Source organism: Nostoc sp. (assembly GCF_036919615.1).
Classification (GTDB): Bacteria; Cyanobacteriota; Cyanobacteriia; order Cyanobacteriales; family Nostocaceae; genus Nostoc.
This window is the reverse complement of sequence record NZ_JBALCN010000088.1, coordinates 44,927-70,285: the sequence shown is the minus strand read 5'-3', so window position 1 is coordinate 70,285 and position 25,359 is coordinate 44,927. Positions and strand designations below refer to the sequence as shown.

General features: G+C 41.9%; 24 protein-coding genes. 16 read left to right on the top strand and 8 right to left on the bottom strand.

The genetic code is table 11. The features are described 5' to 3' along the window. Window positions 1-449: 449 nt before the first annotated feature. Entirely contained in the window at window positions 450-695 is a 246-nt protein-coding gene (locus V7K48_RS24470; protein WP_335076198.1) for a hypothetical protein, read from the top strand. Between the two features lie 265 nt (window positions 696-960). On the opposite strand, the gene V7K48_RS24465 is transcribed toward V7K48_RS24470, so the two are convergent. Then, a complete protein-coding gene (locus V7K48_RS24465; RefSeq protein ID WP_335076412.1) occupies window positions 961-2,328 on the bottom strand; it encodes a DUF3370 domain-containing protein in 1,368 nt (455 codons plus the stop codon). Between the two features lie 778 nt (window positions 2,329-3,106). Between V7K48_RS24465 and hisH the strand changes: the two genes are divergently transcribed. Further along, window positions 3,107-3,742, top strand: a complete 636-nt coding sequence (gene hisH / locus V7K48_RS24455) for an imidazole glycerol phosphate synthase subunit HisH (protein ID WP_335076196.1) — start codon at window positions 3,107-3,109, stop codon at window positions 3,740-3,742. Window positions 3,743-3,835: 93 nt separating this feature from the next. After that, entirely contained in the window at window positions 3,836-4,381 is a 546-nt protein-coding gene (gene rsmD, locus V7K48_RS24450) for a 16S rRNA (guanine(966)-N(2))-methyltransferase RsmD (RefSeq protein ID WP_335076194.1), read from the top strand. An 84-nt stretch (window positions 4,382-4,465) separates the two neighbouring features. Here the strand turns inward: rsmD and petG are convergent, their stop codons facing one another. After that, window positions 4,466-4,579 carry a cytochrome b6-f complex subunit V gene (petG, locus tag V7K48_RS24445; RefSeq protein WP_300414119.1) on the bottom strand — a complete coding sequence of 38 codons (114 nt, stop codon included), beginning with the start codon at window positions 4,577-4,579 and terminating at the stop codon, window positions 4,466-4,468. 210 nt (window positions 4,580-4,789) lie between these two features. On the opposite strand from petG, the gene V7K48_RS24440 reads away from it, so the two are divergent. From V7K48_RS24440 to V7K48_RS24430, 3 genes are all read left to right on the top strand, one after another. Next, window positions 4,790-5,164 carry a cytochrome c gene (locus tag V7K48_RS24440; RefSeq protein WP_335076192.1) on the top strand — a complete coding sequence of 125 codons (375 nt, stop codon included), beginning with the start codon at window positions 4,790-4,792 and terminating at the stop codon, window positions 5,162-5,164. A gap of 581 nt (window positions 5,165-5,745) precedes the next feature. Further along, window positions 5,746-6,543: a peptidylprolyl isomerase gene (locus tag V7K48_RS24435; RefSeq protein WP_335076190.1), complete on the top strand. Its 798-nt coding sequence runs from the start codon at window positions 5,746-5,748 to the stop codon at window positions 6,541-6,543. A 486-nt stretch (window positions 6,544-7,029) separates the two neighbouring features. Beyond that, window positions 7,030-7,164: a hypothetical protein gene (locus V7K48_RS24430; protein WP_335076188.1), complete on the top strand. Its 135-nt coding sequence runs from the start codon at window positions 7,030-7,032 to the stop codon at window positions 7,162-7,164. On the opposite strand, the gene ald is transcribed toward V7K48_RS24430, so the two are convergent. Beyond that, entirely contained in the window at window positions 7,161-8,252 is a 1,092-nt protein-coding gene (gene ald, locus V7K48_RS24425) for an alanine dehydrogenase (RefSeq protein ID WP_335076186.1), read from the bottom strand. The two genes, V7K48_RS24430 and ald, sit on opposite strands and share 4 nt — an antisense overlap. A 417-nt stretch (window positions 8,253-8,669) precedes the next feature. On the opposite strand from ald, the gene V7K48_RS24420 reads away from it, so the two are divergent. The 9 genes from V7K48_RS24420 to V7K48_RS24380 all read left to right on the top strand — a co-directional run bounded on the left by V7K48_RS24420 (window position 8,670) and on the right by V7K48_RS24380 (window position 15,431). Then, complete coding sequence (locus V7K48_RS24420; RefSeq protein WP_334975163.1) at window positions 8,670-8,840, top strand: chlorophyll a/b-binding protein; 171 nt, start codon at window positions 8,670-8,672, stop codon at window positions 8,838-8,840. A 365-nt stretch (window positions 8,841-9,205) separates the two neighbouring features. After that, on the top strand, window positions 9,206-9,499 hold the full coding sequence (locus tag V7K48_RS24415) for a hypothetical protein (protein ID WP_335076184.1): 294 nt from the start codon (window positions 9,206-9,208) through the stop codon (window positions 9,497-9,499). A gap of 75 nt (window positions 9,500-9,574) precedes the next feature. Continuing rightward, the gene (locus V7K48_RS24410; RefSeq protein ID WP_335076182.1) at window positions 9,575-10,642 is read left to right on the top strand and encodes a WD40 repeat domain-containing protein; all 1,068 of its coding nucleotides are present in this window, start codon (window positions 9,575-9,577) and stop codon (window positions 10,640-10,642) included. A gap of 72 nt (window positions 10,643-10,714) precedes the next feature. After that, window positions 10,715-10,939: a DUF2281 domain-containing protein gene (locus tag V7K48_RS24405; RefSeq protein ID WP_335076410.1), complete on the top strand. Its 225-nt coding sequence runs from the start codon at window positions 10,715-10,717 to the stop codon at window positions 10,937-10,939. Then, on the top strand, window positions 10,939-11,352 hold the full coding sequence (locus tag V7K48_RS24400; RefSeq protein ID WP_335076180.1) for a type II toxin-antitoxin system VapC family toxin: 414 nt from the start codon (window positions 10,939-10,941) through the stop codon (window positions 11,350-11,352). Before V7K48_RS24405 ends, V7K48_RS24400 begins: the two co-directional genes overlap by 1 nt. A gap of 248 nt (window positions 11,353-11,600) precedes the next feature. Next, a complete protein-coding gene (locus V7K48_RS24395) occupies window positions 11,601-11,771 on the top strand; it encodes a hypothetical protein (RefSeq protein WP_335076178.1) in 171 nt (56 codons plus the stop codon). Window positions 11,772-12,013: 242 nt separating this feature from the next. After that, window positions 12,014-13,069 (top strand): permease, encoded by a 1,056-nt coding sequence (locus V7K48_RS24390; protein WP_335076176.1) that lies wholly within the window; start codon window positions 12,014-12,016, stop codon window positions 13,067-13,069. Window positions 13,070-13,125: 56 nt separating this feature from the next. Beyond that, the gene (locus V7K48_RS24385) at window positions 13,126-13,899 is read left to right on the top strand and encodes a TIGR03943 family putative permease subunit (RefSeq protein ID WP_335076174.1); all 774 of its coding nucleotides are present in this window, start codon (window positions 13,126-13,128) and stop codon (window positions 13,897-13,899) included. Window positions 13,900-13,931: 32 nt separating this feature from the next. After that, window positions 13,932-15,431 carry an Ig-like domain-containing protein gene (locus V7K48_RS24380; protein WP_335076172.1) on the top strand — a complete coding sequence of 500 codons (1,500 nt, stop codon included), beginning with the start codon at window positions 13,932-13,934 and terminating at the stop codon, window positions 15,429-15,431. A gap of 66 nt (window positions 15,432-15,497) precedes the next feature. Here V7K48_RS24380 and V7K48_RS24375 read toward each other — a convergent pair whose 3' ends face one another. The 4 genes from V7K48_RS24375 to V7K48_RS24360 form a co-directional block, all read right to left on the bottom strand. Continuing rightward, on the bottom strand, window positions 15,498-16,490 hold the full coding sequence (locus tag V7K48_RS24375; RefSeq protein ID WP_335076170.1) for an RNA ligase family protein: 993 nt from the start codon (window positions 16,488-16,490) through the stop codon (window positions 15,498-15,500). A gap of 200 nt (window positions 16,491-16,690) precedes the next feature. Continuing rightward, window positions 16,691-17,482, bottom strand: a complete 792-nt coding sequence (locus V7K48_RS24370) for a sulfite exporter TauE/SafE family protein (RefSeq protein ID WP_335076168.1) — start codon at window positions 17,480-17,482, stop codon at window positions 16,691-16,693. A gap of 37 nt (window positions 17,483-17,519) precedes the next feature. Then, window positions 17,520-18,806 (bottom strand): sulfite oxidase, encoded by a 1,287-nt coding sequence (locus V7K48_RS24365; RefSeq protein WP_335076166.1) that lies wholly within the window; start codon window positions 18,804-18,806, stop codon window positions 17,520-17,522. A gap of 156 nt (window positions 18,807-18,962) precedes the next feature. Beyond that, window positions 18,963-20,417: an aminotransferase class V-fold PLP-dependent enzyme gene (locus V7K48_RS24360; protein WP_335076164.1), complete on the bottom strand. Its 1,455-nt coding sequence runs from the start codon at window positions 20,415-20,417 to the stop codon at window positions 18,963-18,965. A gap of 1,009 nt (window positions 20,418-21,426) precedes the next feature. Between V7K48_RS24360 and V7K48_RS24355 the strand changes: the two genes are divergently transcribed. Continuing rightward, window positions 21,427-22,968: a hypothetical protein gene (locus V7K48_RS24355; RefSeq protein ID WP_335076161.1), complete on the top strand. Its 1,542-nt coding sequence runs from the start codon at window positions 21,427-21,429 to the stop codon at window positions 22,966-22,968. Between the two features lie 151 nt (window positions 22,969-23,119). On the opposite strand, the gene V7K48_RS24350 is transcribed toward V7K48_RS24355, so the two are convergent. Continuing rightward, the gene (locus tag V7K48_RS24350) at window positions 23,120-25,285 is read right to left on the bottom strand and encodes an NAD(P)/FAD-dependent oxidoreductase (protein ID WP_335076159.1); all 2,166 of its coding nucleotides are present in this window, start codon (window positions 25,283-25,285) and stop codon (window positions 23,120-23,122) included. Between the last annotated feature and the right edge of the window lie 74 nt (window positions 25,286-25,359).

The window sequence follows — 25,359 nt, the reverse complement described above, 5'->3', positions numbered from 1 at the left end:
TGCTTGAACAGATGGCGTAAGAATCCAGAAGAATATACGTATGGTTTTTACAAGTAAAGTGCTGTCTTCGGTAATAGTTAAAGTCCAGGGCTTTACAATCGTAATTATAAGTGTTTGTCTGACCTGATTTCTCGTTATTGTCAAATGACAAAAAACTTAAAATAACTTTTATATATTTAAATTTCTTAATATTTCCTCTAATATTTTTAGGTTTTGGTGATGGTGTTTTTCGTATTATTTACAAAGTTGACTAATATTTTTTAGTAATAGGTAATTGGAGAAAAGCTCTTATATCATGTTCGCTTGATTACTTATTAAACTTGGAAAACCTCACCCCTTAATCCCCTCACCTTAGCAAGGCTACAGTGTACACACAAGTCAGAAAAACTTCATCTACCAAAGATTTGCAGTGCGTTACGCTGGCGTGACAAAGCTAAATTGTTACAATCATGGCGGACTCATTTGTTATTTCGGCGGACTCATTTATTATTTCAGCGCACTCATTTGTTATTTCGGCAGACTCATTTGTTATTTCGGCAATGCCTGCGGCGGGCTACGCCAACGCAAAAGTTATTTCGGCGAACTCATTTGTTATTTCGGCGGACTCATTTGTTATTTCGGTGACGCCTGCGGCGGGCTACGCCAACGCAAAAGTTATTTCGGCGGACTCATTTGTTATTTCGGTGTGTCCATAACACACCCTACGAAACTAGTAGAAGAGTTGAAACCTATGCTGGTCATACTTGTGTGTACACCCTAGCTTAACAAGGGGAGAAAAGACAAAGCGTAGCTTTGGCGGGGTGGGGTGGAATGACTATAGGAATCATAACTAATTATCGGAACTTGATATTACCGAAAAAGACTCATGATACAAGCCCCTAAATTTATTTATGGGGATTATTAATTTTGACTTTTGACTTTTGACTTTTGACTTTTGACTTCTCCAAAGGGGCTGACTCATTACCGAGGTTCAGCTTGGGTTGAGACTGTTAATACTTGCGGTGGTGTAGCATCTGGGGGATAGAGAAAGTCTACTTCTACTAAAGAGCGATCGCCTGCCTTCATATTTAATAAAACTAACGCCTCCCCTGGTTGACCTCTTTTTTGCACTAAATGCACAAACTGAGTTTGCGGCTGACCTTGGTCATCTTTGTAATGTACCCGCACCGTTCCTCTAAAGAATACTTGACGCGCTGGTGTACTCAAAAAGCGCAACCCCGGTTTTCCTAACTGATCCTCTTTGAGTGGCGTTTGCATGGATACAATAACAGTTTGAGGACTCTGAGTATTATTGTATAGCGGCAACTTGAGACTATATTGAACTCCGTAGTTGCCATGAGCGCGATACGCGGTGTCAGGATAACGCACCAGCATAGTAGCACTTTGAATTTGACCAGTTCCTAACGTACCACCATGCAGGGTACTTAGAGCGTAGGAAAACACTTGACCAGGCTGGGGAATAGTTAGATAGCTTTTTTTAGGATTATCTACTAATAAGGCTCTCCATTGAGAACCACCAGCGACTCCGGCTACACGCCCATAAACTATAGGCTTACCAGTTTCCTCAAGGGGAGTGGGGGGTTTATCCCGTGGGCCCGCCAAATCACCATTATCTAATAAATTTTGCCACTCTTCTAAGGTAGGCGATCGCTCACTGCCATCGGGATTTACCCGCGCAAACATCGCCAGGCTAGCTGCATAAACAGTCCCATTACTCCACAGTCGGATCAATGTAGATCGACCATTTAGGGGAGGTGTCAATCCTTGCACAGGAATTGGTAAATTTAGTAACATTCGACTTTGCGCTGGTGGAATTTCAATTTGGGCAGGGAAAATCTCTTGTCGTTTTCCTCTAAGCACATCAGACATGACGCGATCGCCTGGCCCAGCAAAAACTATACCTAAAAGATTTTGACTAAAAGATGGTAACTGAATAAATGGTGCATCCGGTTGACTTAAATAACTCGCCGCCTGCCAAATATTTACCTTCACTGTTTGAGAACCAGGATTATGCAGAATTATTCCCAAATAAAGAGAACGTAAATTTTCTGGTGGTTCTGCCTTAGTAATATGGTGGGCAAAAATATCAAATCGCCCCCGAAAGGGAAAATTCAAATGCGCCGTTGGCACTTTTTTACCATCTGGTGGAAAAGTCGAAAGTAAAATTCCTTCTTTCAAAACCAATTCTGGACTATTGCTATTAAACGTTGGGACTGTATCCAACTTACCTGGTAAGGGTCGCACTTCTTGCGGTTGTACCACTTCTTCAGGTGGTGGTATGGCAGGAGTTAATTGGGCAATTGGAAAAATTAGTAACAATGGCAACATATACTTAGATATTTCTTCCACCATACAGACACTAACAACTTTACGAAAGTGCCAGTTTGTTAATAATTAATACGAAATCTCCAAGAATCCTCATCAAATTTTTTTGATTGAGAATCGGAACGTGGACAAAGATCAATACAGTTCGGATAAGACTCGATCCCCCCCAACCCCCCGATAAATTGGCTTACTCAAAATGGCTCTATTTCCCCCTTTTTAAGGGGGACTAAGGGGGATCTTTAAAAACTGTGCAGCTTAACCGAACCGTATTGGGACAAAGATCCAACGTGCTGTGAGTTGGTTGTCGCTTAAGTAGTCCAACACTGAGTAGTAAAGACCCTCTGGTGCGGACGCACTCGCGTTCGCAGACAAATTTACAGCAGTCTGGCTAATCTCAATTGCTGCTGCTTATACCACTAATTCCTCTAAATCAACTTTTGTCTGCAAAACAATTTCTTTCTAGCTAGCACCTGCTTCCACACTTAATTGTGTACGGCTTGCAGCCATGCCACAACAGATGATCTAATCAGGTTGGATTGCATTGATTTTTGCAATTACCTGATCACTGGCAAGTTGCACATCTACGGGTAACTGGTGCAAAAAAGTTAAGTCATGGGGGAGCAACTCAAGTTTGGTAACTTCTAATAATAAATCATCAGAAAAATTTGACTGTTGATCCTTTAGACAAATATCAAAATAAATTAATAGAATTCTTTTCTTCGTAACAAATATTATTTAGAATAGAAAAACCCTCCATAATAAATTTACAAGGAGCAGGTAAATGCCAGTTATTGCGGTCGTAGACTATGAGATGGGAAATTTGCACTCAGTCTGTAAAGGCTTGGAAAAAGCTGGGGCAACTCCTAATGTTACTTATTCTCCAAAGGAATTAGAGCAGGCAGATGCAATAGTCCTACCAGGAGTGGGAGCATTTGATCCAGCAGTGCAACACCTGCGAGCGCGTGGTTTGGAACAACCTATAAAAGAAGCGATCGCATCTGGTAAACCTTTTTTAGGAATTTGTTTAGGATTGCAAATTCTCTTTGAATCAAGTGCAGAAGGTATCCAACCAGGACTGGGAATTATCAAAGGAAAAGTGCGGCGGTTTCGTCCTGAACCTGACATCACTATTCCTCACATGGGTTGGAATCAGCTGGAAATGACTCAGCCAAAAAGCATTTTATGGGAGCATTTACCAGCCGCTCCTTGGGTATATTTTGTCCATTCCTACTATGTTGACCCAATAGACCCGCTAATCCGTGCAGCAACTGTCACCCACTGTACTCAAACCGTAACAGCTGCGATCGCCTATGAAAACCTGATGGCAGTTCAATTTCACCCCGAAAAATCTTCTAATATCGGATTGCAAATCCTGTCTAATTTTGTTGCTCAAGTCCGCGAAAAAATTCCTGCCTAATACTATTTTTGTGATTTGTCCTTCGTTGTTTGTCCTTTTGATTTGTTAATAAATGAAAATGGCTAATCACTAATGACTAACGACTAATCGATCATGAGCCTGAGAATTTACGGTAATCGCCAGCTAAAAACTTTACCAGGAAAAGCAACTAGACCCACCAGTGCGCGGGTAAGGGAGGCAGTCTTTAATATTTGGCAGGGAGAAATTACAGGTTGTCGCTGGCTAGATTTGTGCGCCGGTACTGGTTCAATGGGCGCAGAGGCTTTGTGTAGAGGAGCCAGCCTAGTAGTGGGAATTGAACAATCGAGCCAAGCCTGTGCCACCATCCAACAAAATTGGCAGCAGGTAGCTAATGCCGAGCAAGAACTTCAGATATTGCGGGGAGATATTACCCAGCAGTTAAAGATTTTATCAGGTAAGCAATTTGATAGAATTTACTTTGATCCACCTTATGCAAGTGGATTATATGAGCCAGTATTAAAAGCGATCGCTCACTATCAACTTTTAGATCCTAGCGGCGAAATCGCAGTTGAACACGCCTCACAAGGTTGGACACCGCTAGAGATTCCCGCTTGGGAAATTTGCCGCGAGAAAGTTTACGGCAACACATCACTTACTTTTTACACAATTTTGGAATGAGAGTAGCTTTTGGATCAGGGGAAGCAGGGAGAGAAATAACTCTGACTCCTGCCTCCTGCCTCAGCACTCAGCACTCAAAATTCCTCATCCCCCTAACTCATTGAAGCGCTTATATTGCTTATAGGCAGCGTAAAACAGTCCGGCGAGGGTGACGAAAACTAGACCAAGGACAATACCTGATAGCAGGGGTTCAACCACTGTAAATCTCCTCTTTGTAATTATTAAATATTCGTTGCCTATTTTTGATTTTACCAAATTTAGTATGAATCCTGCGCCCTACAGCCTTTTTAGAGAGCAACTGCCCACAAGAAAATAGTCTTCTGTGCTTGCAGACACAATCAAGAACTTTTAAGCTATGTGTAGGAAATGAAAACTTTTTAGCACACCTAGACTTTCACAACAAACCTTTTGGATAACCAGATTAGCAAACCTGAAATTTTGATTCAGCGAATCGTTTTATTGACGCTGGCTATACTGCTAGCAGTCCCTTTGGGCTTTTTGGGTGTTCAGTTGGTTCAAGCCTCCGATCCATACGTCAAGAGTGTTTTATCCCTAACAGGAGATCCAGTTCAAGGACACGCGATTTTTCAAATTAACTGTGCTGGTTGTCATGGCTTGGAAGCAGACGGGCGAGTGGGACCAAGTTTGCAAGCTGTTTCAAAGCATAAGTCTCGGTATGGGCTGATTCACCAAGTAATCAGTGGCAAAACACCGCCAATGCCAAAATTCCAACCTAGTGCCAAAGAAATGGCGGATCTTTTGAACTATTTAGAGTCGTTGTAGACGTTAGAGTTTTTGGTTGCGGGATACATAGATACCTCATAGAAAAAGACAGCACATCCAATGCTGCCTTTTTCTATCTCTGATAATTAACCCAGATTCTGCATGAGTAGTTATGCTTGAAGTGCAATACAGTTCAGATAAGCCCAAAACCCTGATTTAGAGACACGATTATCGCGTCTTCAAGAGACCGATTATTTAGACCAATAACCCTTAACCCAAGCGTATTGGCTTCAAATGAGTATTTTTGCTTAACTAAAAACACCTTTGTTAGGAGATGGTTATCTCAAAACACCCTACCCTAGCTCAGTCTGATAACTTCGTTTTCTAAGTTGCAGTGGCGAGAACTGTCATTAGTCATTTGTCCTTATCTTCATTCACATCTGGTCGTATTTACGTAGAATCTTTGATAAAAACTCATATAAACTGTATATTTTAAAGTATGCTAGCAAGTCACTATTTAATTATTGCAAAAGTGAAGTTAGCGTACCTAACTCAGTAAAATTAAGACAAAAGCTCCCAGTGAATCGGTTACGGTTTAGTTTCTTTTACAAACTAGATATTCTTGAGATGGCCGAAAGCTAATGACTGAAGCGATCCAAATCGGTAATCGTACAATCACAGCTAGTGAACTGATTTCTTTACTGGCAAGTTATCAAATGCTGCCACAGTTGCAGCGCGAATTGCTCATTGATGAAGCAATAGAGCAAAACTCACGCTCCGCAAAGGTAGCAATAGAGTCTACACCTGAGGAAGTAGCCCAAGCTAAACAGCAGTTTTATGCTGAAAAACAGTTAAAAAATGAACAAGACATCCAGGCTTGGATGGCACATCAAGGGCTGACTCCAGAACAATTAGAAGTTATTACCACTCGGAAGCTGAAAATTGAAAAATTCAAGCAAGCCACTTGGGGTAATAAACTGGAATCTTACTTTTTTCAGTCTAAGGCAAAACTAGATAAAGCAATTTATTCCCTGCTGCGAACCCAAGATGTGGGAATTGCCCAAGAACTTTACTTCCGGATTCAGGCAAAAGAAAACTCTTTTGCTGACTTGGCACGGGAATATTCACTTGGACCAGAAGCCCAAACTGGCGGTTTAGTAGGTCCAATTGAACTGAATGCACTACATCCGGTAATGGTGCAAATGCTCTCTAGCAGTCAACCAGGTCAAATATTACCCCCTACCCGCATCGCTGACTGGTTCGTGATTTTGCGGCTGGAAAAATTTATTTCAGCACAACTGGATGAGTTTATGAAAGTGCGCCTGCTGAATGAACTCTTTGAAGCTTGGCTACGAGAACAGCAAAACCAAATTATGTCTGCACCACAAGGGGAGGAGGGTACAAAACGACAGGGAGAGGGCGATAAACCTTTAACCTAAGCATGAGAGTCACCTTCCATGCTTGACTTTAGAACTGAAGTTAGCGATCGCTCTGTTAGTTTTCCAGGCTGGACGAGCGATCGCTTTTGATGTTGTTCATATTGTAGGCGGAATCCCACCTCATTAATTATTAAACCTAGATTCTGAAGGTAAGCGAAGAATTGCAATTTATCGCCATCTTTACCTGCCTTACCTTTTTCCCCTTTTAATCCTTAATAGGGATTTTGGTTAATTGTAATAATCTAATGATAATAGTATGACAGTCTTATGTGTTTTTCAGTTTTAATCCCTAATAGGGATTTTAGTTAATTGCAATCGCTGGCGTCTGAAAGCCGTGTTGTATTTGGTTTTCAAGGTTGAGTTGCGCGAATGAGTGAATCATAACATAGGGAATAGTCATAGCGCAAAATACAAATCACTGAAAACCAGTCCCCATAAGGTGCGCGGATGGTTTAAAAGTACCATAGCCTCTAAAATCTTATATAGATGGAGATGCAACCATTTTTTGCCCATTCTGATTTTGTACACCTACCCATCCGCGCATTTGGCAAGAAAATTAGTCTAATTGCCGATCGCTATCTCTATCAAAAAAAGCGATCGCCTGGCACTTGCATACCTTAATTTACCAAATCAGGGAATACCAGTTGCACAGCAGGATGCACTAAGCGATGATTCTGCACATTCACACCCTTAGCTAATGCTAGGTTAACTTCCAGTGCCAAAATTCCCAAATTCGCCAACTGGACAACATAAGGCAATGTACTGTTGTTTAATGCCTGAGTTGCTGTCCAAGGTACTGCTCCTGGCATATTGGGAACGCCATAATGCACCACACCTTCTTCAAGATATACCGGATTTGTGTGGGATGTAGGATGTAATGTTTCTATGCAACCGCCTTGGTCAACGGCTACATCAACTATTACAGAACCAGGATGCATTTGTTTGACCAATTCGCGGGATACTAGTATTGGTGCCCTACGTCCCAGTACTAAAACTGCACCGATAAGCAAATCCGCTTCTTTGACTGCGGCTTCAATATGGGCTGAGTTGCTATAAAGCAATTCGACTCTAGAGCCAAATAGGGTTTCTAGGTAAGACAAGCGCTCGACACTCACATCTAAAATCTGTACGCTAGCACCCACGCCTACAGCGATTTTAGCTGCTTCTGTGCCGACAACGCCGCCACCTAAAATTACTACTTTGCCTGGTTTAACTCCAGGTACACCCCCCAAAAGCACTCCTCTGCCACCTTGCTGACGTTCTAGGAATCTCGCCCCAAATTGTACTGCTAGCCGACCGGCAATAATGCTCATGGGGGTAAGCAAAGGAAGTCTGTTAGCACCAGGTTGTTCTACAGTTTCGTAGGCGATAGCACTTGTGCCACAATCAATTAAATGCTCTGTCAATTTGCGATCGGCTGCTAAATGTAAATAAGTAAATAATATCTGCCCTTTCTGCAAAAATTTATACTCAGAAGTCAGCGGCTCTTTGACTTTAACAACCAATTCTCGATTCCAAGCCGTTTCTGATGTGGGGACAATCTCGGCTCCAGCACTTCTGTAGTCGTCATCTGAGAATCCAGCACCAGTACCTGCTTGTGTCTCGACGAAGATGCTATGACCATTTTCTCGCAGCACCCGCACACTAGAAGGACTTAACCCTACCCGAAACTCTTGATCCTTATTTTCCTTGGGAACGCCGATTTCCATATACCGCCTCTGATAATTTTTTTGTTTAACTGTAGCCTGCTAATCTCAAGCTTGCTATTTTCATCTAGGAGATAGCTGTATTAGAGATAGCTAATCTTTGTCCTAAGTTTCTCAATTTAATCTGAGTGGCCCCAAACTCTTACCCTTGACTATTACCCCAGTATTTATACAATATATAAAGAATAGTAACAATTTATTAAAAGAGCGATTGTATAGCTCCTTACTAGGAGGCTTTTGCCGAATTTCTCAAGTCATCTTGACATTCAAGCACTGCAATCAGTTCATGAGTTGCCAAATGTAGGGTAAAGGTTAAGGGTAAAATAACTAGTCAATGCCTTTAACCTTTACCCCTGATCCGCAACTTCTGCTGGAAGTCTTATATCAATTCCCGTTTGCTGAAAAAAAGGTTTCTGAAAAATGACACAAACACAACCAACAATTACACCTAGACTAGAGGAGCCTAAGTTTGGCTTTAATGAATATGCTGAACGCTTAAATGGTCGAGCTGCAATGATTGGCTTCGCTATGATGCTGGTGATTGAATATGTCACCAATCAAGGGGTGCTATCATGGCTGGGTCTGAAGTAGTGCCAACAACAAGCACAAGGTAGAAGTTGTAAGCTAGTAGTTAAAAGAGTTTCAACCAGCTGGAACAACCAGTTGGTTTTGACTTTAATAATTGATAGCGAAGTACTTCGCCCTAGATAGTTTAATTAGACTTATTCGTAAATTATTGCCTTAGAATGTAAGTAAGAGAGGAATTAAAATACCTATTTAGTGATTGAAATATCATAGACTTGCAACTACTACATGCAAGGCGATTAATGAGTACATTTCCTCCCCTACTAAAGAAAATCATAATTAGTTTCTGCCTTAGATGAGAAAGGCAAATTACGGGTGAGGTATTCTTGGTAAAGATACACGAAAGGTGAACTGGAACCAACCAAGCTGTGATGAATGCTGTATTACCTCGTTTTTTAAAGTTAACCTACCGAAAAGAGCCACTAATCAGTATATTGATTACGATGGGCGTTATGGATGCCCTAATTGGCGGATTGAATGATAGCTGGTCGTTGTTCGCTTTTGGTTTGGGAACGACAGGGATAGCGCTAGCCTTTAAGTTGTGGCGTCTCCAGCAGCGTCGTTCTTTACCAGAAGAGCCTGTAGTGCAACATTATTTGCCCTCTCGTTCTTCTAGTCCGCCTTTGCCAATGTTAAGTGTTTCTAAGAAAAAACCGCCTCTTTAAGAAGTGCAGAGTTATTACTTAATAACTCTGCAAAATTGATTTGGGTAACCGTATCTATAAAAGTGAGGAAAAAGTGTGAGTAGTGAGGGAAGAGATGGGGGTAATTTTCTGCATCCGTCTATTATCCTGGCATTTGTGACAGCTGTTGCCCTTCCAGTGACTATCTGGGAAGGGTTTTATATTCATCAAGCTCATGCTGCCGTTGAAGTAACGCCAAACTTCCAAGCTACCAGTAGCTTTGCTAATGCCCAACTACTTTACACACTCAGAGGACATAAGGGAACCGTTAAATCCCTCGCTTTCAGTCCAGATAGCAGAATTCTTGTGAGTGGAGGTGGAGAAAACGAGGGTGTAATTCGCTTGTGGAATCCAGCAAACGGCAAAAAGTTGGGGAATATTAGCAGGGCACACCAAACAGCTGTAGAATCTTTAGTGATTTCGCCAGATGGGCAAACCCTTGCTAGCTGTAGTGATGACAATACGATTAACCTCTGGAGCCTGAAAAATTTAAAATTTAGCCGCTCTTTTGTCGGACATACCAGTAACGTATTATCTTTAGCGGTGTCTCCTGATAGCAAAGTTCTAATCAGTGGAGCTTTGGATGGGATTCGTCTATGGGATTTGCTACAGCAACGCCCTCTAGGGACTCTAGTAAGTTTTGATAATTCGATTTATACCCTATCCATTAGTCCTGATGGACAGACCTTGGCTAGTGGTGACAATAAGGGTGTAATCAAGCTGTGGAATTTGAGCACTGGTAAATTAATCAGTGAATTTGTAGCTCATTCTAATGCTGTTAGCGCTGTCGTCTTTACACCAGATGGGGAAACATTAGTTACTGCTAGCCACGATCGCACAGTAAAACTGTGGAATATTAATACTGGAGAATTAGTCCGCACCCTTACAGGACATAATAACTGGGTAAATGCGATCGCTATTAATCCTGATGGACAAACCCTTGCTAGTGCCGGCAGAGATGGGATTAAATTGTGGAATTTAACTACAGGTGAGTTAATAAATACACTGAATGGAAATACAGATTGGGTAAGTGCGATCGCTTTTAGTCCAAATGGTAAAATTCTTGCCAGTGGTGGATTTGATCAACAAGTCAAGATTTGGGGAACTCCACGAAAACGTAATTAACAGCGAACACCAGAACCCGACTTCTTAAATAAGTTGGGGTTGTGAATGACGTGTAGACAAGGTGATGAGTATATAAATATTGAGCAAGCAGTCTTGGAGAAATTGCGCCAGCTACCTATAGATAAGCAGCAAGAGTTATTGAATTTTGCAGAATTTTTATATCAAAAAAATACTCCTAAAACTCCCTTACGTAGCGTCAGAGGGTTATGTGCTGATTTAGCAATGGATATTACTGAAGAAGACATTACTGAAGCTCGTCAAGAAATGTGGGTTAATTTTCCCAGAGATATTGTCTGATGACATCAGTAGTTGCTGATACACACGCTTTAATTTGGTATATTTTTGACCTAGAAAGACTATCAAAAACTGTCTTAACAGCTTTAGAACAAGCAGTCAACGATGGTAATCCTATTTATATTTCAGCTATTTCAGTGTTTGAAATTGCTTATTTGGTTGAGAAGAGACGCTTTACAGAAGAGGTATTAACACGAATTTTAAATGCTCTGGATGACTCTAATGTGGGTATTGTATTAGCACTTTTAGATCGTAATATTTCGGGCGCAACGAGACAAATTGACAGAGCAACTGTTCCTAACATGCCAGATAGGATCATCGCAGCTACTGCTTTTTGTTTAGGTCTTTCCCTAGTTACCCGTAATTTGCTTTCTTCAGACATTAACAACTATTCAAACTATTTGGTAATAAATTAAAAAACTCGACGCTAGTCGCTCATGGAATTTTTCCAAAACCGTGCTGGCTCACCGCGCGACCTCTGTGTTGTAGTGACTACCGTCCAGGTTTCTAGCCTAATGACGATTTTTAGACAAAAGAATTATCAGGACAAGGTATTGCAAGCATTTACCGTGTTTGCTAAACTTTGGTCTTGCATTTTTAGAGTTTTTATAGTAAAAAATCAACCAAAGCTTAGATGAAATTTTGCCAGAACTAGCCAAAATCAATGATGGTAGCAACCAAGAGTGATGTCTACGACGGGCTACGCCTACTCCAAATGTTGAATAACTGTGAATACTTGATGAAATACAGCCGAGCTAATATAGCAATCCAGCAAATTACTGTAAGTATAAACATAGGTAATTTAAAATCATCTATGCAGCTACTTGCCCTTTAGAATCGGAACAATTTCTGAACTCAGACAATCTTAGAAATAGTCATCATCAGTAAATGCACCAGCTAAAAATGACTATCTCGGCTGAATCAAAGGTTTCCAGCGCTTAAGCGCTATTTGAAACGTCAGACAACTTGCTACTTAAATATGTTTAATTTTCCCGAACTGCTTTTGATCCCCATTTCGATAGAATGAATGACTAGGCAGAACCCTAAAACTCAAAACCGCTTTTGACTGCGACGCCCATGAATCAACTGAACAATGGTTTTACGCTATTTCTAAGTCTGCTAGTCGAGGCGATGCCTTTTTTGCTTCTTGGGGTTTTATTCTCCAGTTTGCTGCTGTTTTTTGTTGATGAGCGCAAATTAGTAGAAAGAATGCCCAAAAATCCGCTGCTGGGTGCTTTAGTTGGCAGCATGATCGGCTTTTTATTTCCGGTGTGTGAGTGTGGGAATATACCGGTAGCGCGGCGGTTCCTAATTCAAGGAGTACCCACACCAGTCGCAATTGGCTTTTTGCTAGCAGCACCAACAATTAACCCAGTTGTAATTTGGTCAACTTGGACAGCATTTCGAGATCAGCCAGAAATAGTGGTCTTACGAGTCGTATTTTCGTTAGCAATCGCCACAATTATCGGCTATGTTTTCAGTTTTCAAAAGGACTTAAATCCCATAGTCCAACCTGCGATCGCTCGTTATATGAAGTTTAATCCACCCGCACAGCCTGAAACCAAACGCCGTGGTAAGCGTTACGAAGTACAACAGGAAGCAACAGTACCGAATATCTTACAATCTGGGACTTATATCTTAGGAGGAAAAGCAGGTATACCTCTGCGGATAGATTCTAATTTGGCACAGGCGACTACTCCAATTTCTAATACTAATAAACCCCTTGCAGATAAACTGCGCCTAGTTGTGGATAATAGCATCCAAGAATTCCGGGAATTGGGCGGAATCATGGTTGTCGGAAGTGCGATCGCTGCTTCTATTCAAGTCCTAGCTCCCCGTGAATTAATTCTCAGTTTGGGTGCTGGCCCCATTACCTCAATTGTGGTCATGCTGATATTGGCAGTAGTGGTGTCAATTTGTTCTACAGTCGATTCTTTCTTTGCCCTATCTTTTGCCTCAACTTTTAGCAGCGGTTCATTGTTGGCATTTCTGGTGTTTGGGCCGATGATTGACATCAAAGGCATTGGTTTGATGTTATCCATTTTTAAACCAAAAACAGTTTTTTACTTATTTGCCTTAGCAGCACAATTAACATTTGTGTTCACTCTTTTCCTTAACTTGCACGTCCTTTAAAAAATGAGTCATTATGTCCAATTAGTCATTTGTCCTTTGTTAATGCATCATGCCTAATGAATAACAAAAATCCCAAATCTAAAATCCCAAATCTGTTACTCCCTTGGCTGGATGCTCTAGCAATTACAGCTTGGGGCATTTTGATGTTGAGATATTGGCTAACTAACAAGCTGAACCTGTTGATTCACCCAAATTACATTTGGTTTGTGGTTGTGACTGGTATCAGCTTGATCATTATTGGTTTTTTAAAGATGCAGGAACTTTGGCTGCGGCATCGCCGTGAGATGACGCCAAACACCCAGCATATTAGTTTATTTCCCCCTGGTTGGGGCAGTGCTTTGTTGTTGACTACAGCGATTCTAGGTTTTCTCATTACACCGCAAGTTTTTGCTAGTGACAAAGCACTCCAAAGGGGTGTGACGTCTGATTTATTGGGAAGCACACGTGTTAAACCCCAAGCCTTTCGCGCTACTGTTCGTCCAGAAGAGCGATCGCTTGTAGACTGGGTACGCACCGTCAATGTTTATCCAGAACCAGATACGTATGCAGGGCAAAAAGTCAAGGTGCAGGGATTTGTCATCCACCCGCCCGATCTAGGAAAAGAATATTTGTTCTTAGCCCGATTTGTCTTAACTTGTTGTGCAGCAGATGCTTACCCTGTGGGATTACCTGTCAAACTCCCAAACAATCAAGAAGCTTATTCGCCTGATATCTGGCTAGAAGTCGAAGGACAAATGGTGACGGAAAATTTGTCAGGTAAACGCCAACTTACTATTGCCGCTACCTCTCTCAAAAAGATTCCTCAACCGGAGAATCCTTATAGTTATTAGTTATTTCTCCAATGCCCAATGCTTAACGACAAATGATTAAATCTAAAGCATTTATCCAACCACTGGATCGGATAGCGATCGCACTGATGTTACTGCTGAGTGTGCTGATTGGGTTAATCATATTGCAAGGTGATGTGGTGACTGCTCGTGTCCGAGAATTTACCTGGCAAAATCAACAAATTGGAGCAGAAGATAACTCCTTCACCCTCACCTTCAGCCGCCCAATGGAAATAAAAAGCGTAGAGGATAACTTGAAAATTGAGCCACCTCTAGCAGGTAAATTCAGTTGGGCAGGGCGGCGGATGGTTTATACACTGGTGACACCAGCACCCTATGGCACAAATTATAAAGTGCAGTTACAGGGAGCTAAAGATAAGTTTGCGGAACAAGAAGGCAAAAATCGGATAATCCAGCCTTTTGCAGGGAGTTTTCGCACACGCGATCGCGTCATCCTTTACATCGGAACCGATCAAGAAGAACAGGGACAGTTAGTTCTTTACAACTTGACCCAAGAGCAAAAAAGGGTACTTACCCCCAAAGACCTGATAGTAATGGACTTTGAGTCGTTTCCTGATGGGGAGAAAATTTTATTTTCGGCTCGCACCACCAAGAACCAAGACTTACTCTCAGATCAACTATACACAGTGACAACAGGCGTTTCTGGTAAATCTGGACAAGAAGCAGAACCAGGAGGCAAAGTTGACCTAGTTTTAGATAGTAAAGATTATCAAAACCTGAAATTTGACTTATCACCTGATGGGCAAACTATTGTGATCCAGCGCGGAAACAAAACTAATCCCGGCGACTTTGGGCTATGGTTTATGCCAGCAACCAGTGACGGTTCAGGAGAAAAACCCACCCCGAAACGCCTAAAAAGTCAACCTGGGGGAGACTTTATGATCACACCAGATAGTAAAGCCGTTGCAGTTGCCCAAGGACAAGGAGCAGCGATCTTACCACTGCAAGGTGATGCCAGTAAACCCTTAGATTTTCTGCCACAGTTTGGTTTGGTACAGGCTTTCTCCAAAGATGGCTCTCAAGCTGCGATGGTAAAGTTTAATACAGATTACACGCGAGATTTGTTTTTAGTGACAAACCAAGGTGTGCAGAAACAACTATTAAAAACAACAGGCTCAATTCTCATCTGCCAATTTGATATCGCCTCACCCACCCTCTACTGCTTGCTGACACAGCTAGTATCCAAGGAACAATACATAGAACAGCCTTATGTGGTGGCAATTGATCTGAAAACCGGGCAACAGAAACCACTGCTAGTACTGCCTCCTGCTCAACGGAATGTGCAAATGAGTTTATCTGCCGACGGTTTGGGCTTGTTATTTGACCAAGTAGTACCGCAGACAAACCCGACAGCATCATCACCCACAAACACTTTGAAAACTGATGATGGAGATACGATCGCTACCAGTAGCTTGTGGTTAATGCCTCTGTTACCCATCGCTGATGCTGCGACTGTTGAAATTAGACCAGAAAAACTCCCCTTAGCCGGATTTCATCCCCGGTGGCTACCTTGAGAGAATAATTCCTAAGTCGATTTTGGAAGGTAAGTTAAGGTGTCGCCACCAAAACTCGAGTTAAACCTAATGGAGTTCAGTTCCATCCTTACGGAGCAGATAGCGATCGCTAATCAACTTTAAGACTACTCTACCTATTTCTGGATGCGTTTTCTCAATGACCGGTTGCACAATAACGCCTTCCATGATGCAATTAGGACTGAGTACACTATTGGCATTATTGAACTGAGACACCGCTTCCCAAGTGTAAGCACCGATATAAAGCACAGGTACTCTCGGCAAAGCAAATTCCTCACAAAAAGCCACAAAATCGCTGTAATTGAGAAAATAACTGCTGCGACGCACAGCAAATATAGCAATTCCAATATTGCCATTATTTAAGCCATATTTGATATCTTGTACGCCGTAGATTTCCCCAAAAATCTGAGTTGCTGGCGGAAGTTTCTGGAAAGCTTCGTTTTCGTTGTAAGCACGAATATAAACTAATGTTTTGTTTACTTCGCTGTTTTTCCAGAAGTAATTATGGCTGCCAATTTTAGTTGTGCCATCAGCATCAACTAAGACAGTGAAGTTAGTTCCGTGCAACTTCTCTGTTACAACAACTTCTTCACCTTCAATTAGGATGTTTTTATAACGTTTCAGGTTTTCTGGACTGGGGAATTTGTAATATCCAATAAAACCTTCTACTTCCCCGCTCATCCCTTGGGGAATTGGATATTCGTACTTTGTTACACCAAAATACTCCGTGTAGTCGTCTCCGACATTTCCTATAAAGTTATTACCAACGGGAATAAGCAAACCCTCAGAAAAAATTCCGCGAAGTTTGGCAGCACGCAGTTTTTTCGAGTAGTAGTTACGAATACCAAACTTATCTAAAAAGTTTTCTGGAATAATACTATCAATAGGAAAATAAAAAGCTAAATCTCCAGGGTGAAAGTTACCTTTAGCTATAATTACTTGATACCCCATATCTTCAATAGAGGCAATATCTAGCCTATCAGCATTGGGATGAGAAATAATGCTGTTTATTTTGACAACTTCAACTTTAAAAATACTCATAGATCACCTCTTTAAAAAAAAATAGATTTTAGAAAAAATCTATTTTTAGTACATAGTATGGGCACACAGTTATAAGTAATCAAGCAGACATGATATAGCGGTTATCGGCCTTTGTGAGGTACAAGAACCCCACCCCCAACCCACTAAGAGCAAGTGAGGAGGGGGCTAAGATGTACCTCATTTGATTAGGAAACGCTATATTACGAATTAGTAATTATTTGTTGATAATTTATCCAAGCTTCCCAAAAAATATAAATTGATAGTATTCCTAAGAAAATCCGAAGTACTAAACTCACAGTATAATCTGGTAGTTTTGGCAATGTGCGAGTACTCATTTGAACGCCTAAAAGACCGCCGCATCCCAAAACTATACCTTGAACAAATAGAATATTTCCCTCTAGTGTATGCCCTGTACAAGCAGCTAAAGCAGTGATCACAATCACACCCAAACTAGTTTGAATTGCGACTTTAATTTCTTCTCCTAGTAGCAACATTTGCAGTGGTACCATAATCGTACCGCCACCTAAGCCAAATAAACCTGCTAAAATTCCTGCTGCTCCACCAGTGCCAATTTTAGAAACTAATGGGTTAAATAATGGTGCTGTATTCTCTATTTCATTGAAGGCTAGTTGCTTGCGAAGCTCAATCAAATAGATATTAGCAAGTAGTATGATGCCAAATGTAAAGAGTATTATATAGGAGGGAATTTTATTGGCGAAATATACACCTATTCCAGTAGTTAGAAAAGCTGGAATTCCTAAATAAATTACTCGTTTAAAGTCAAAGTAGCCCATCCACCAATTCTGCAAACTTCCAGAAATTGAAGTAATCACAATCGCAAGGCTACTAGTAGCGATCGCCTGAACGGGAGTATAACCTAATGTGACTAAAAGAGGAATTGTGATAATACCGCCACCTATTCCTAAAAGTCCAGCTATGACTCCAGCTATTAGACCCCCAATCACTAAAATCAACCAACTAAAATCAATCATAAATAGGTCTTTTTCTAGAGAACTGATTTGGTTATGATTAACCTTGTACTGTCACTGGATGACTAACAACGCCTCCGTAGAGCAATCCAGAATCATTCCACGGAACTGTACTCGGTTGTGTATTACCTAAATTGTCAGTAGCACGAGCTTGGAGAAAATATTCCCCAGGAACTGGGTTCCATTCAATGTCCCACCGTGTCCATGCAAATGGAAAATTTGGTTCTCTCAATCGTGCAAATTGCCAAGTTTTGCCCCCATCCAGGCTGATTTCCACACGGACAATCTTTCCTTTCCCAGACCAAGAACGTCCACGTAGTAAGTGGGTTCTAGCAGAAAGCGTCGCTGGCCAAGCTAACTCAAAGGCGCTCTTAACATTTTGATAGGTAATCAGCTTACCTTTATAGGGTGCGATCGCTGGGTAGTCTGCACCAACCAGCACCATCTGCTCCGTCACCCACTGGGTATATATCGGTGTTTCGGAAACTTCAATCCGCTCAATCCATTTAACGTTGGCGTTTCCTCCCCAACCAGGGAATAAGGCACGGCATGGCTGACCGTGATCTGGAGGTAATGGTTCTCCATTCATTGCATAGACAAGGAGCGAGTTATCTGCCAATGCCTTGGCAATCGGAACTACATTATTAAACTTGGATTTATTCGTCCCCTTTGAGTCCAGCGAATCCACATCTGCGCCTTCAACGAGCACGTCTTTTGCTGTGGATTTCAGTCCAGCTCGCTCTAATAACATGCCAAGTGGTACACCAGTCCACTCAGCCACACCAATAGCCCCAAGCCTCCACCGGGTTCCAGGGAGTGGAGTATTGTAAGCCTCTTCAAAGAAGCGCCGACCATTAGCAGCACACTCAATGGCACAAGTGACTGAAATAGACGGCATAGCGACGATTTCATCATAAGTGAACTCGCAAGGTGTAGAAATCCCAGTTCCATGAATTTGCAAACGCCATGTAGATGGATCAAACAGGGGAGGTGTACTACGGTTATGAACATAGAACCAATCATTTGGTACTAAATAACCACGCCCATACATTGCTTCCCAGTTCATCTCTAATGTGCCTTTGCTATGAGAGATATACCCTGGTGGTAATGGCTTAAGTATTTTACTGCCCTTAGTTTTAATCGCTGCCTGACTGTGAGCAGGCGCAGGTTTAGCTAACCCTCCAATCGCTGTTGCACCAACCATAGTGGCTAGTATCTTTAGAAAGCGCTGGCGCGAAATACCAGCATCTGTACTTTTTTGCCAGATGTACTGATCAACCCGTGCATGTAGATAATCCTCCTGGTCAAAGAGGTTTTCATCGCTCAAGCTATTACCCCCTTGTAATTTGTAATTCGTAATTCGTAATTAAGATACAGAGATGAAGCATCTGGGGAATGGGTAAAGAAGAAGGGAACAGGGTACAGATTATTCCCTATCACCTGTCACATCTCCCTTAATCCCAATGCCCCATGTCTGAAAAAACTAGCTCTCTATGACTGTCCAAACACCAGTGATCTCATTTTGTGTGTAATTGGGCAAATAGTGAGTAAATCCGTTTCTAGCTATTTGGGCGATCGCATCTATAAAGCGATCGCAATCTTCTAATGTATTATATACAGCAAAGCTGGCTCGGATAATACTAGGAATGTTGCGCGTAATTCCCCTGTCTACTTCTTTGGCAATTTCGCAGTCTTGCTCGTCTGAAACATTTTTTAGTTTGCGAATGTATTCATAAGTGCAGAAAGCCCCAGCCCGAACCCCAATGCCGTATTCTTGTGCCAGAATTTCTGCTACTAAGCGTCCATCAAACCCATCAATATCAAAGGGAATAACATGGGCTAAATTATCTCCTGGAATATGTAATTTGACCCCAGGAATCAGCCCTAGCCGTGTAAATGTGAATTCAACTAGCGAGTGTTCATACTCAGCAATGCGCGAGCGCCCTAGTGCTTCGATAATTTCAATCGCCTTGGCAATGGCGATCGCACCCATTGCATTTGGCGTTCCAGGGTCATGGGCCCGTTCTGTATAAAAACGCTTGATCTCTAGATTTCTGGTGATATAAGGCAGGTTTCCACCCCCAATTTGATAAGGGTAGGAACTATCAAAAAATTCCTTCGGCCCCAGCAAAACCCCAGTTCCATAAGGGGCATACATCTTGTGTCCTGAGAAAGCCACAAAATCTAAATGACATGGGTGATCATCTGCACCCATATCTACTCGTTCATGCTGAATTAGCTGACACACGTCGGCAAATATCTTTGCACCATACCGATGTGCTAAAGCTGCAATTTCGTAAATCGGGGGTCTATAACCTGTTATTGTCGAAGCACCTGTAATAGTGACTAACTTAATTTGCTCGGCTTTGGGGAGATTTTGGTGTGCTTTGAAGATATCTTCAATTTCTGCAACACTTACACTTCCATCCGGCTGGGTTCTGTACTGCACAACTTTGTCTCTAGTAACCCAAGGCAGCAGGTTTGATGAATGCTCGATATCAGAAACTAAGATTTTCCCAGGTTTTTTTGCCCAAAGGGTGGCAGCTCCATTAATTGCTTCTGTCGTATTTTTCGCAAAGATTACATAGTTGTCTGAAGATGACCTCACAAAGTCCCGAATGATGTTCCGGCTGACGTCATATTCTCGTGTAGTGATGATCGACTTTTGCCCAGAACCTCGATGCACACTGCCATAAGTGTCAAGCATCTTGTCCACATGCTGCTTGAGGCTTGCAAAGGGAGTGGTTGTAGCTCCATTATCCAAATTGACGTACTTGATATAGTTTCCGTTAAGAGTTCTCACCTTGAAAGATAGAGACTCATCTGTAAATACAGGTCTAATTTCTTTATCCCAAAAGCTGTCACAATTTTCTGTAAACAGCTGTAATTGAGCAGCTTCTTGCTTGATTTTTGCACCCATTGCAAGTACGTCAGTCATTTTTAAGCACCCCTATTTTAAATTTGGATTTTTTGGACAAGCCTAACTGCCACAGGGCTTTATTTCGCGCCATAATCTGATCAATTGCCAGTAATCATGGTCTTTATAATTACTTTCTTCCTAGTAGTAAACTCGGCTATATCTATTATTCTTTAATAAAATAATTAAAAGTATAGCAGTATTAATACTTAAATAAAATATTTTTTAGTATTTTAATATACAGTGTAAAAAATACTGATAAGTAGTCAAGTATACTTTAAACAATTTTTTTGCGGTCATTAAATAAACTTCACGCATTCAAGGCAAGTTAATCAAAGGAGCTTCTGATTAACTAAGCCTGGAATTACTTACTGGACTGTATTTACTAAGAAAAAAGCTCGTACTAAGTAGAGATTACTCTTTAAGAAAGTTTTATTATTTTACTTAGCAAATTTGTTGCTTCTTCAAGATAAAAATATACGTATTTATTCGTAATTTGCAAAATTTACTAACATTGTAGTTCTGGCAGAAGCTCTTAGTTGTTTGCTGACATTAAATAGCGATCGCTCAGGATTAGAGAATTATCATTCAATAGTAGATACTTGTACTTACATCTATCCTAAGTAATAAATAAGTCGGTAGAAAATGTATTGAAGGAGACATTACTTACTTACATTTTTAGACAGATGCGATTATAGACAATAAAGTATATAATAGGTCAATTTTTTTATGTAGAAAAACTTCATCAGCCAATACAGTTTAGTTTTTAAGTATCGGGTTTCTCCTCTCTCTTGCCTATCCCCAAAGGCGGCCTGAGTTCCCCTTCCGCCTCTTCTTGACGGGGAAGAGCATCATAGTGTTATAACGGCATCAGTCTAGATACAAAATGGGGAACACCAATTGATGATTAATTGCTGGTGCTTGGAGAGAGTTAAACTTAGCTTCTAGAGCAAACCCTGATTAGACACAGTTGATAAGCAATGCTAATGCCAGCACTGCTAAATATTTTTAAGCAGGTGGGTCAAGAGTGATGAATGAAGCTGACACCTCAAACAAGGGGGCTGTGATGGAATCCCTAAATTCTGCTAATTCGCCACTATCGGAACAGGCGAGTTGTCCCTTTTACTCAGTTGTGCCTAATGACAATATGGCAGTTAAACAACTGCCACTCCTCATGCCAGCTGAAGATACACAATTTTCAAAAAATATTACGCAGCAGGACTGGGTTGCAGAGCCTGAAAGCGGCAAGCAAGCACTTATTGACTCGGAATTTCAGAACCTACTGGCATTGAACGAAGAATTGCGTGCAGCTAACAATAAGTTGTATGAACAAGTGGAGCAGCTAAAAGACAACCTAGCTGAGTCAGAAAAGGTTTTGCAGTGGCAGAAAACGCGTTCCAGCGTTACTGAGTCGATGCTTAACCAACATACTCAGGAATTGGCTGCGGCTCAAGAACAGATAAAGTCCCTATTTCAACAATTAGAAACTGCTGTACAAACTGTTCAACACCAGGAAATTTTCACTGACACTTATAAAGCACAGCTACAAATTAGCCAACAACGCCTTGCCCAATTAGAGCGAGAATGTACGTTGCTACATACTAACAACAACGAACAGTCTCAGCAGTTATTGCAATCAGAAACTGTTTGTCGGGAGTTACGTACTAGACTGATGCGACAACAACGCCAGACGTTGCAATTTAAAGCAGCTCTGGAAAAATGTTTAGATACATCGGTTCCTAGCTATGACTCCTTAGAAGATACTGCAAAACATCCTAAAGACATAACTAGCGGACAAGGAAGATTTTCTAGAAAAGCTCGGTCTTTGTTTCCTAACGCCCAACCAATTCAACCTTGGTCAGCAGAACCAGAATCCTTGACTGAGAATGTAGATAATTCTTGGGGCGAACCGTCAGCACCAATCCCATTCCAAAAAAATGAATCGACTCCGCCGCCATCTTCTTCTTGGAACTGGTCAGTTAAGCAAAATACCCCAACACCAGCAGAACCTGTCCCCTCTCCAAAAATTGAGGATTCCTCAGATACACCGGAAGCTGTTTCAACTTCGGGTTCATCAAATTTAGATCAGCAATTAGATAGTTTAATCCAAATGTTTTTCACCTCCCAGCCTGCATCTGGATCACCGCCGCCTCCTGCGAAAATGGATGTAAGTGATGCGCCCATCTGGGAGACTTTAGCAACAATCCTAGAAAACGATGAAGAATTAGAAAATCCACAGGAGGAGCAGTTGGAGGCAGAAATTAATCCTCCTGCAACTACCTCCACTTCTTGGACGACAGATTCTGTAATTTCACCAGCCAATAACTTACTAGTTTCCTCCACTCCAGCTCAGACCGAAACACCTCTTGGAGAAACTGAAGACTACTGGTCAGAAGTTTCACAATTGACGCAGTTAGAATTGTCGGCAACTGATTTGTCCCCACAATCATCAGCTGATAACACCAATGATGCCAATTCACCCTCACCGGTGCTTTATCCCCAGCGTCCACCCAAGGGGCGTAAGTCATTGGCATCTGTGGAACTGCCGAATTTTCGTCCTAAGAGTCAATAGTTAGAAGTCATTCGATTTTAGATTTTAGATTTTAGATTTTAGATTTTAGATTTTTCTTTCAATCCAAAATTCAAAATCTAAAATTGGCAGGGTTAGGAGTAAAGTGATTGATGATTAATATTTAATCATTAATGCCCTGTTTGGCGAATAACTAATTCAGAATCCTTGCTTCTGATTTCTGAATTATGGCTTCTGGGCTAATTTTTGCTACTTGAGCGCGCGATCGCGGTTTGCCTGTGGCGATCGCATAATTAATCGCTAACAGCCACAGCCACAATCCCGGATTCCGGGGTTCCAGCCAAAAACCTATCCGACTCAAGAAACGCGAAAACCACGGACTCAGCAAAGCACTAACCAGCGCATGACGACCAAAGTTAAAATAACTACCAAGCCATCTGAGCAAATCCCTTGGCCCAGCAAGTTCCCAAATCCATAAAAGTAAGGCAGGATTTTTTCTAGCTGCTTTCAGTGCTAGGCGGTTAAAGGTTAACCAATCACACCGATCTTTAATGAAATTATCTGCCACCTCTAGAGGTTCGTCTACTAACAGCCCAAAAAAGGTATTGAGCATGGAGTTAATCCGTTGCGGTGGTAAAAATTTCCCTGTGGGCACCATCATCCCTTTGGAAAATAGCCAAGTCACTGAAACGTTGCTTTGGTAGGCGCGAATTCGGTTCAAGTGTCCCAAACTCAACAAGTCATGTTTGAGAGCAGTATCCAACAGCGTTGTTAAGCGCTCTAAGTTGCGAACTAAGGAACCAAAACCGGTGAAAACAAGGGGAGATTGGAGTGATGCGGCATCACCGATCGCAATCAATCGATCAAAGGCAACTGTGCGATCGCTACTTCCGACACTAAAATGCCCCGGTATATACCCAAATGTCGGCTTCTTCCACACCAACTTGTCCATATCGCACCTGCGATACTCTGGCAAAATCGTGAAAAAGTCCTCGTACATCTCCAGCAAGGAACCGGGATTTTCAGCATTCACTTCATGGTAATGAAATAAATAAATCGTCAGTTCTTCATCTGCTCCAGGAAACAATTCCCAAATTAACTGCCTTCCTCGCGAAATATCCCCATGACTATAAAGAACGTCCCCATATTGGGAATCCCACACCCCTGGCTCAAATCCGCTCTCAATTGCCGCTCCCACTGTCGGACATACACTATCAAAAGCCCGACCACCATTTAATTGCCAAGCGATGGGGGATGCAGTTCCCATTGCATCTATTAATAGTCGTCCACTTACTTGCTTCTCAATCTGACTGGGTAAATGCTTGACTTTCAGAAGTACTTGTGATATATCAATATCTGCACGGATAAACTCTGTTTCATCCCAGATATCACCGCCTGCCGCTTGCAGTTTTTGCCCACACATTTGGAGCCATTTTTCGGAATCTAAGCCTAAATTTAGGACTGTGGGTGTGTGGAGGACGGGCGATTGTAGCTTGGATGGATTATTGGCATCAAAAAACTTATTGAATCCGTCTTTGTATTCCCTGGCAATGATCGTTTCTAACTCAGCGGGGGTGACTAAACCCAGGTTAACTAAGCTTTGAATCTCATCGCGGGAAATATTCCATTCTCGGTTCATCCGCCCAAAGGGCATTCGTTCCACCAGCAAGACTTTATATCCGAGTTTTGCCATCAGTGCTGCATGAATCGCGCCTAGTGCGCCACCGATATAAATCAGGTCGTAAGTAGGGGATGAGGAGGATGAGGGGGATAAGGCAGATATTATTTTTCTATCTCCCTGATCTCCCCCTACTCCCTCACCTCTTTCTACTCTTGTTCCTAAGTGGGAAAACACGACCTGCCGGGGCTGCTGCGGATTACGTACCCCTTCGCGCCATCGTTGTTCCCACCAATAGGCACGCGTTAGGTCATATTCACCGTTAGGCATTTTCTGAAAATACTTGACGGTGAGGGGGTAAACAGAGGCTAGCGCTGCAAAAATCGATTGCTGTGATAAATCAATCGCTGGCGGTTCTGGGTAATGATGCCCAAAACGGCTTCTGATTTCTTTGGTTAGGCGTTGCAGAATTTGCCCCTCTTTGGGAAAAGGCTGTTCTGCCCAACGAAACACTTTTAGATAGGTAGTTCGTTGCACCGGCCAGACAAATACCGAAAGTTCCGCAGGCAAGTTTTCGGAAATAGCCCCGGTAGCAGTTGTAGTTGCGATGGGGATTTTGAGGCGAAAGCCTTCCGAGGTAAGCACTTTTTCTCCATTTCCGGGTTCAAAATCTGTTTGTAACCAGCTACGCACAGTTGCTATATCTGGAGTTGGAACTTCTAAATAAAGGATTTCTCTCATCTTTTGCTGACATCTCCGAGCAATCTACTCACTAAGACAGATTTTATGAAGGCACAAAGTAAGATAAACTCCGC

Coding starts and splice junctions, on each gene's coding strand:
- V7K48_RS24470 (WP_335076198.1), top strand. CDS start 450: ATGGCGGACTCATTTGTTATTTCGGCGGACTCATTTATTATTTCAGCG.
- V7K48_RS24465 (WP_335076412.1), bottom strand. CDS start 2,328: ATGTTGCCATTGTTACTAATTTTTCCAATTGCCCAATTAACTCCTGCC.
- hisH (WP_335076196.1), top strand. CDS start 3,107: ATGCCAGTTATTGCGGTCGTAGACTATGAGATGGGAAATTTGCACTCA.
- rsmD (WP_335076194.1), top strand. CDS start 3,836: ATGAGCCTGAGAATTTACGGTAATCGCCAGCTAAAAACTTTACCAGGA.
- V7K48_RS24435 (WP_335076190.1), top strand. CDS start 5,746: ATGACTGAAGCGATCCAAATCGGTAATCGTACAATCACAGCTAGTGAA.
- V7K48_RS24430 (WP_335076188.1), top strand. CDS start 7,030: ATGGAGATGCAACCATTTTTTGCCCATTCTGATTTTGTACACCTACCC.
- ald (WP_335076186.1), bottom strand. CDS start 8,252: ATGGAAATCGGCGTTCCCAAGGAAAATAAGGATCAAGAGTTTCGGGTA.
- V7K48_RS24420 (WP_334975163.1), top strand. CDS start 8,670: ATGACACAAACACAACCAACAATTACACCTAGACTAGAGGAGCCTAAG.
- V7K48_RS24415 (WP_335076184.1), top strand. CDS start 9,206: ATGAATGCTGTATTACCTCGTTTTTTAAAGTTAACCTACCGAAAAGAG.
- V7K48_RS24400 (WP_335076180.1), top strand. CDS start 10,939: ATGACATCAGTAGTTGCTGATACACACGCTTTAATTTGGTATATTTTT.
- V7K48_RS24395 (WP_335076178.1), top strand. CDS start 11,601: ATGATGGTAGCAACCAAGAGTGATGTCTACGACGGGCTACGCCTACTC.
- V7K48_RS24390 (WP_335076176.1), top strand. CDS start 12,014: ATGAATCAACTGAACAATGGTTTTACGCTATTTCTAAGTCTGCTAGTC.
- V7K48_RS24385 (WP_335076174.1), top strand. CDS start 13,126: ATGAATAACAAAAATCCCAAATCTAAAATCCCAAATCTGTTACTCCCT.
- V7K48_RS24380 (WP_335076172.1), top strand. CDS start 13,932: ATGATTAAATCTAAAGCATTTATCCAACCACTGGATCGGATAGCGATC.
- V7K48_RS24375 (WP_335076170.1), bottom strand. CDS start 16,490: ATGAGTATTTTTAAAGTTGAAGTTGTCAAAATAAACAGCATTATTTCT.
- V7K48_RS24370 (WP_335076168.1), bottom strand. CDS start 17,482: ATGATTGATTTTAGTTGGTTGATTTTAGTGATTGGGGGTCTAATAGCT.
- V7K48_RS24360 (WP_335076164.1), bottom strand. CDS start 20,417: ATGACTGACGTACTTGCAATGGGTGCAAAAATCAAGCAAGAAGCTGCT.
- V7K48_RS24355 (WP_335076161.1), top strand. CDS start 21,427: ATGAATGAAGCTGACACCTCAAACAAGGGGGCTGTGATGGAATCCCTA.
- V7K48_RS24350 (WP_335076159.1), bottom strand. CDS start 25,285: ATGAGAGAAATCCTTTATTTAGAAGTTCCAACTCCAGATATAGCAACT.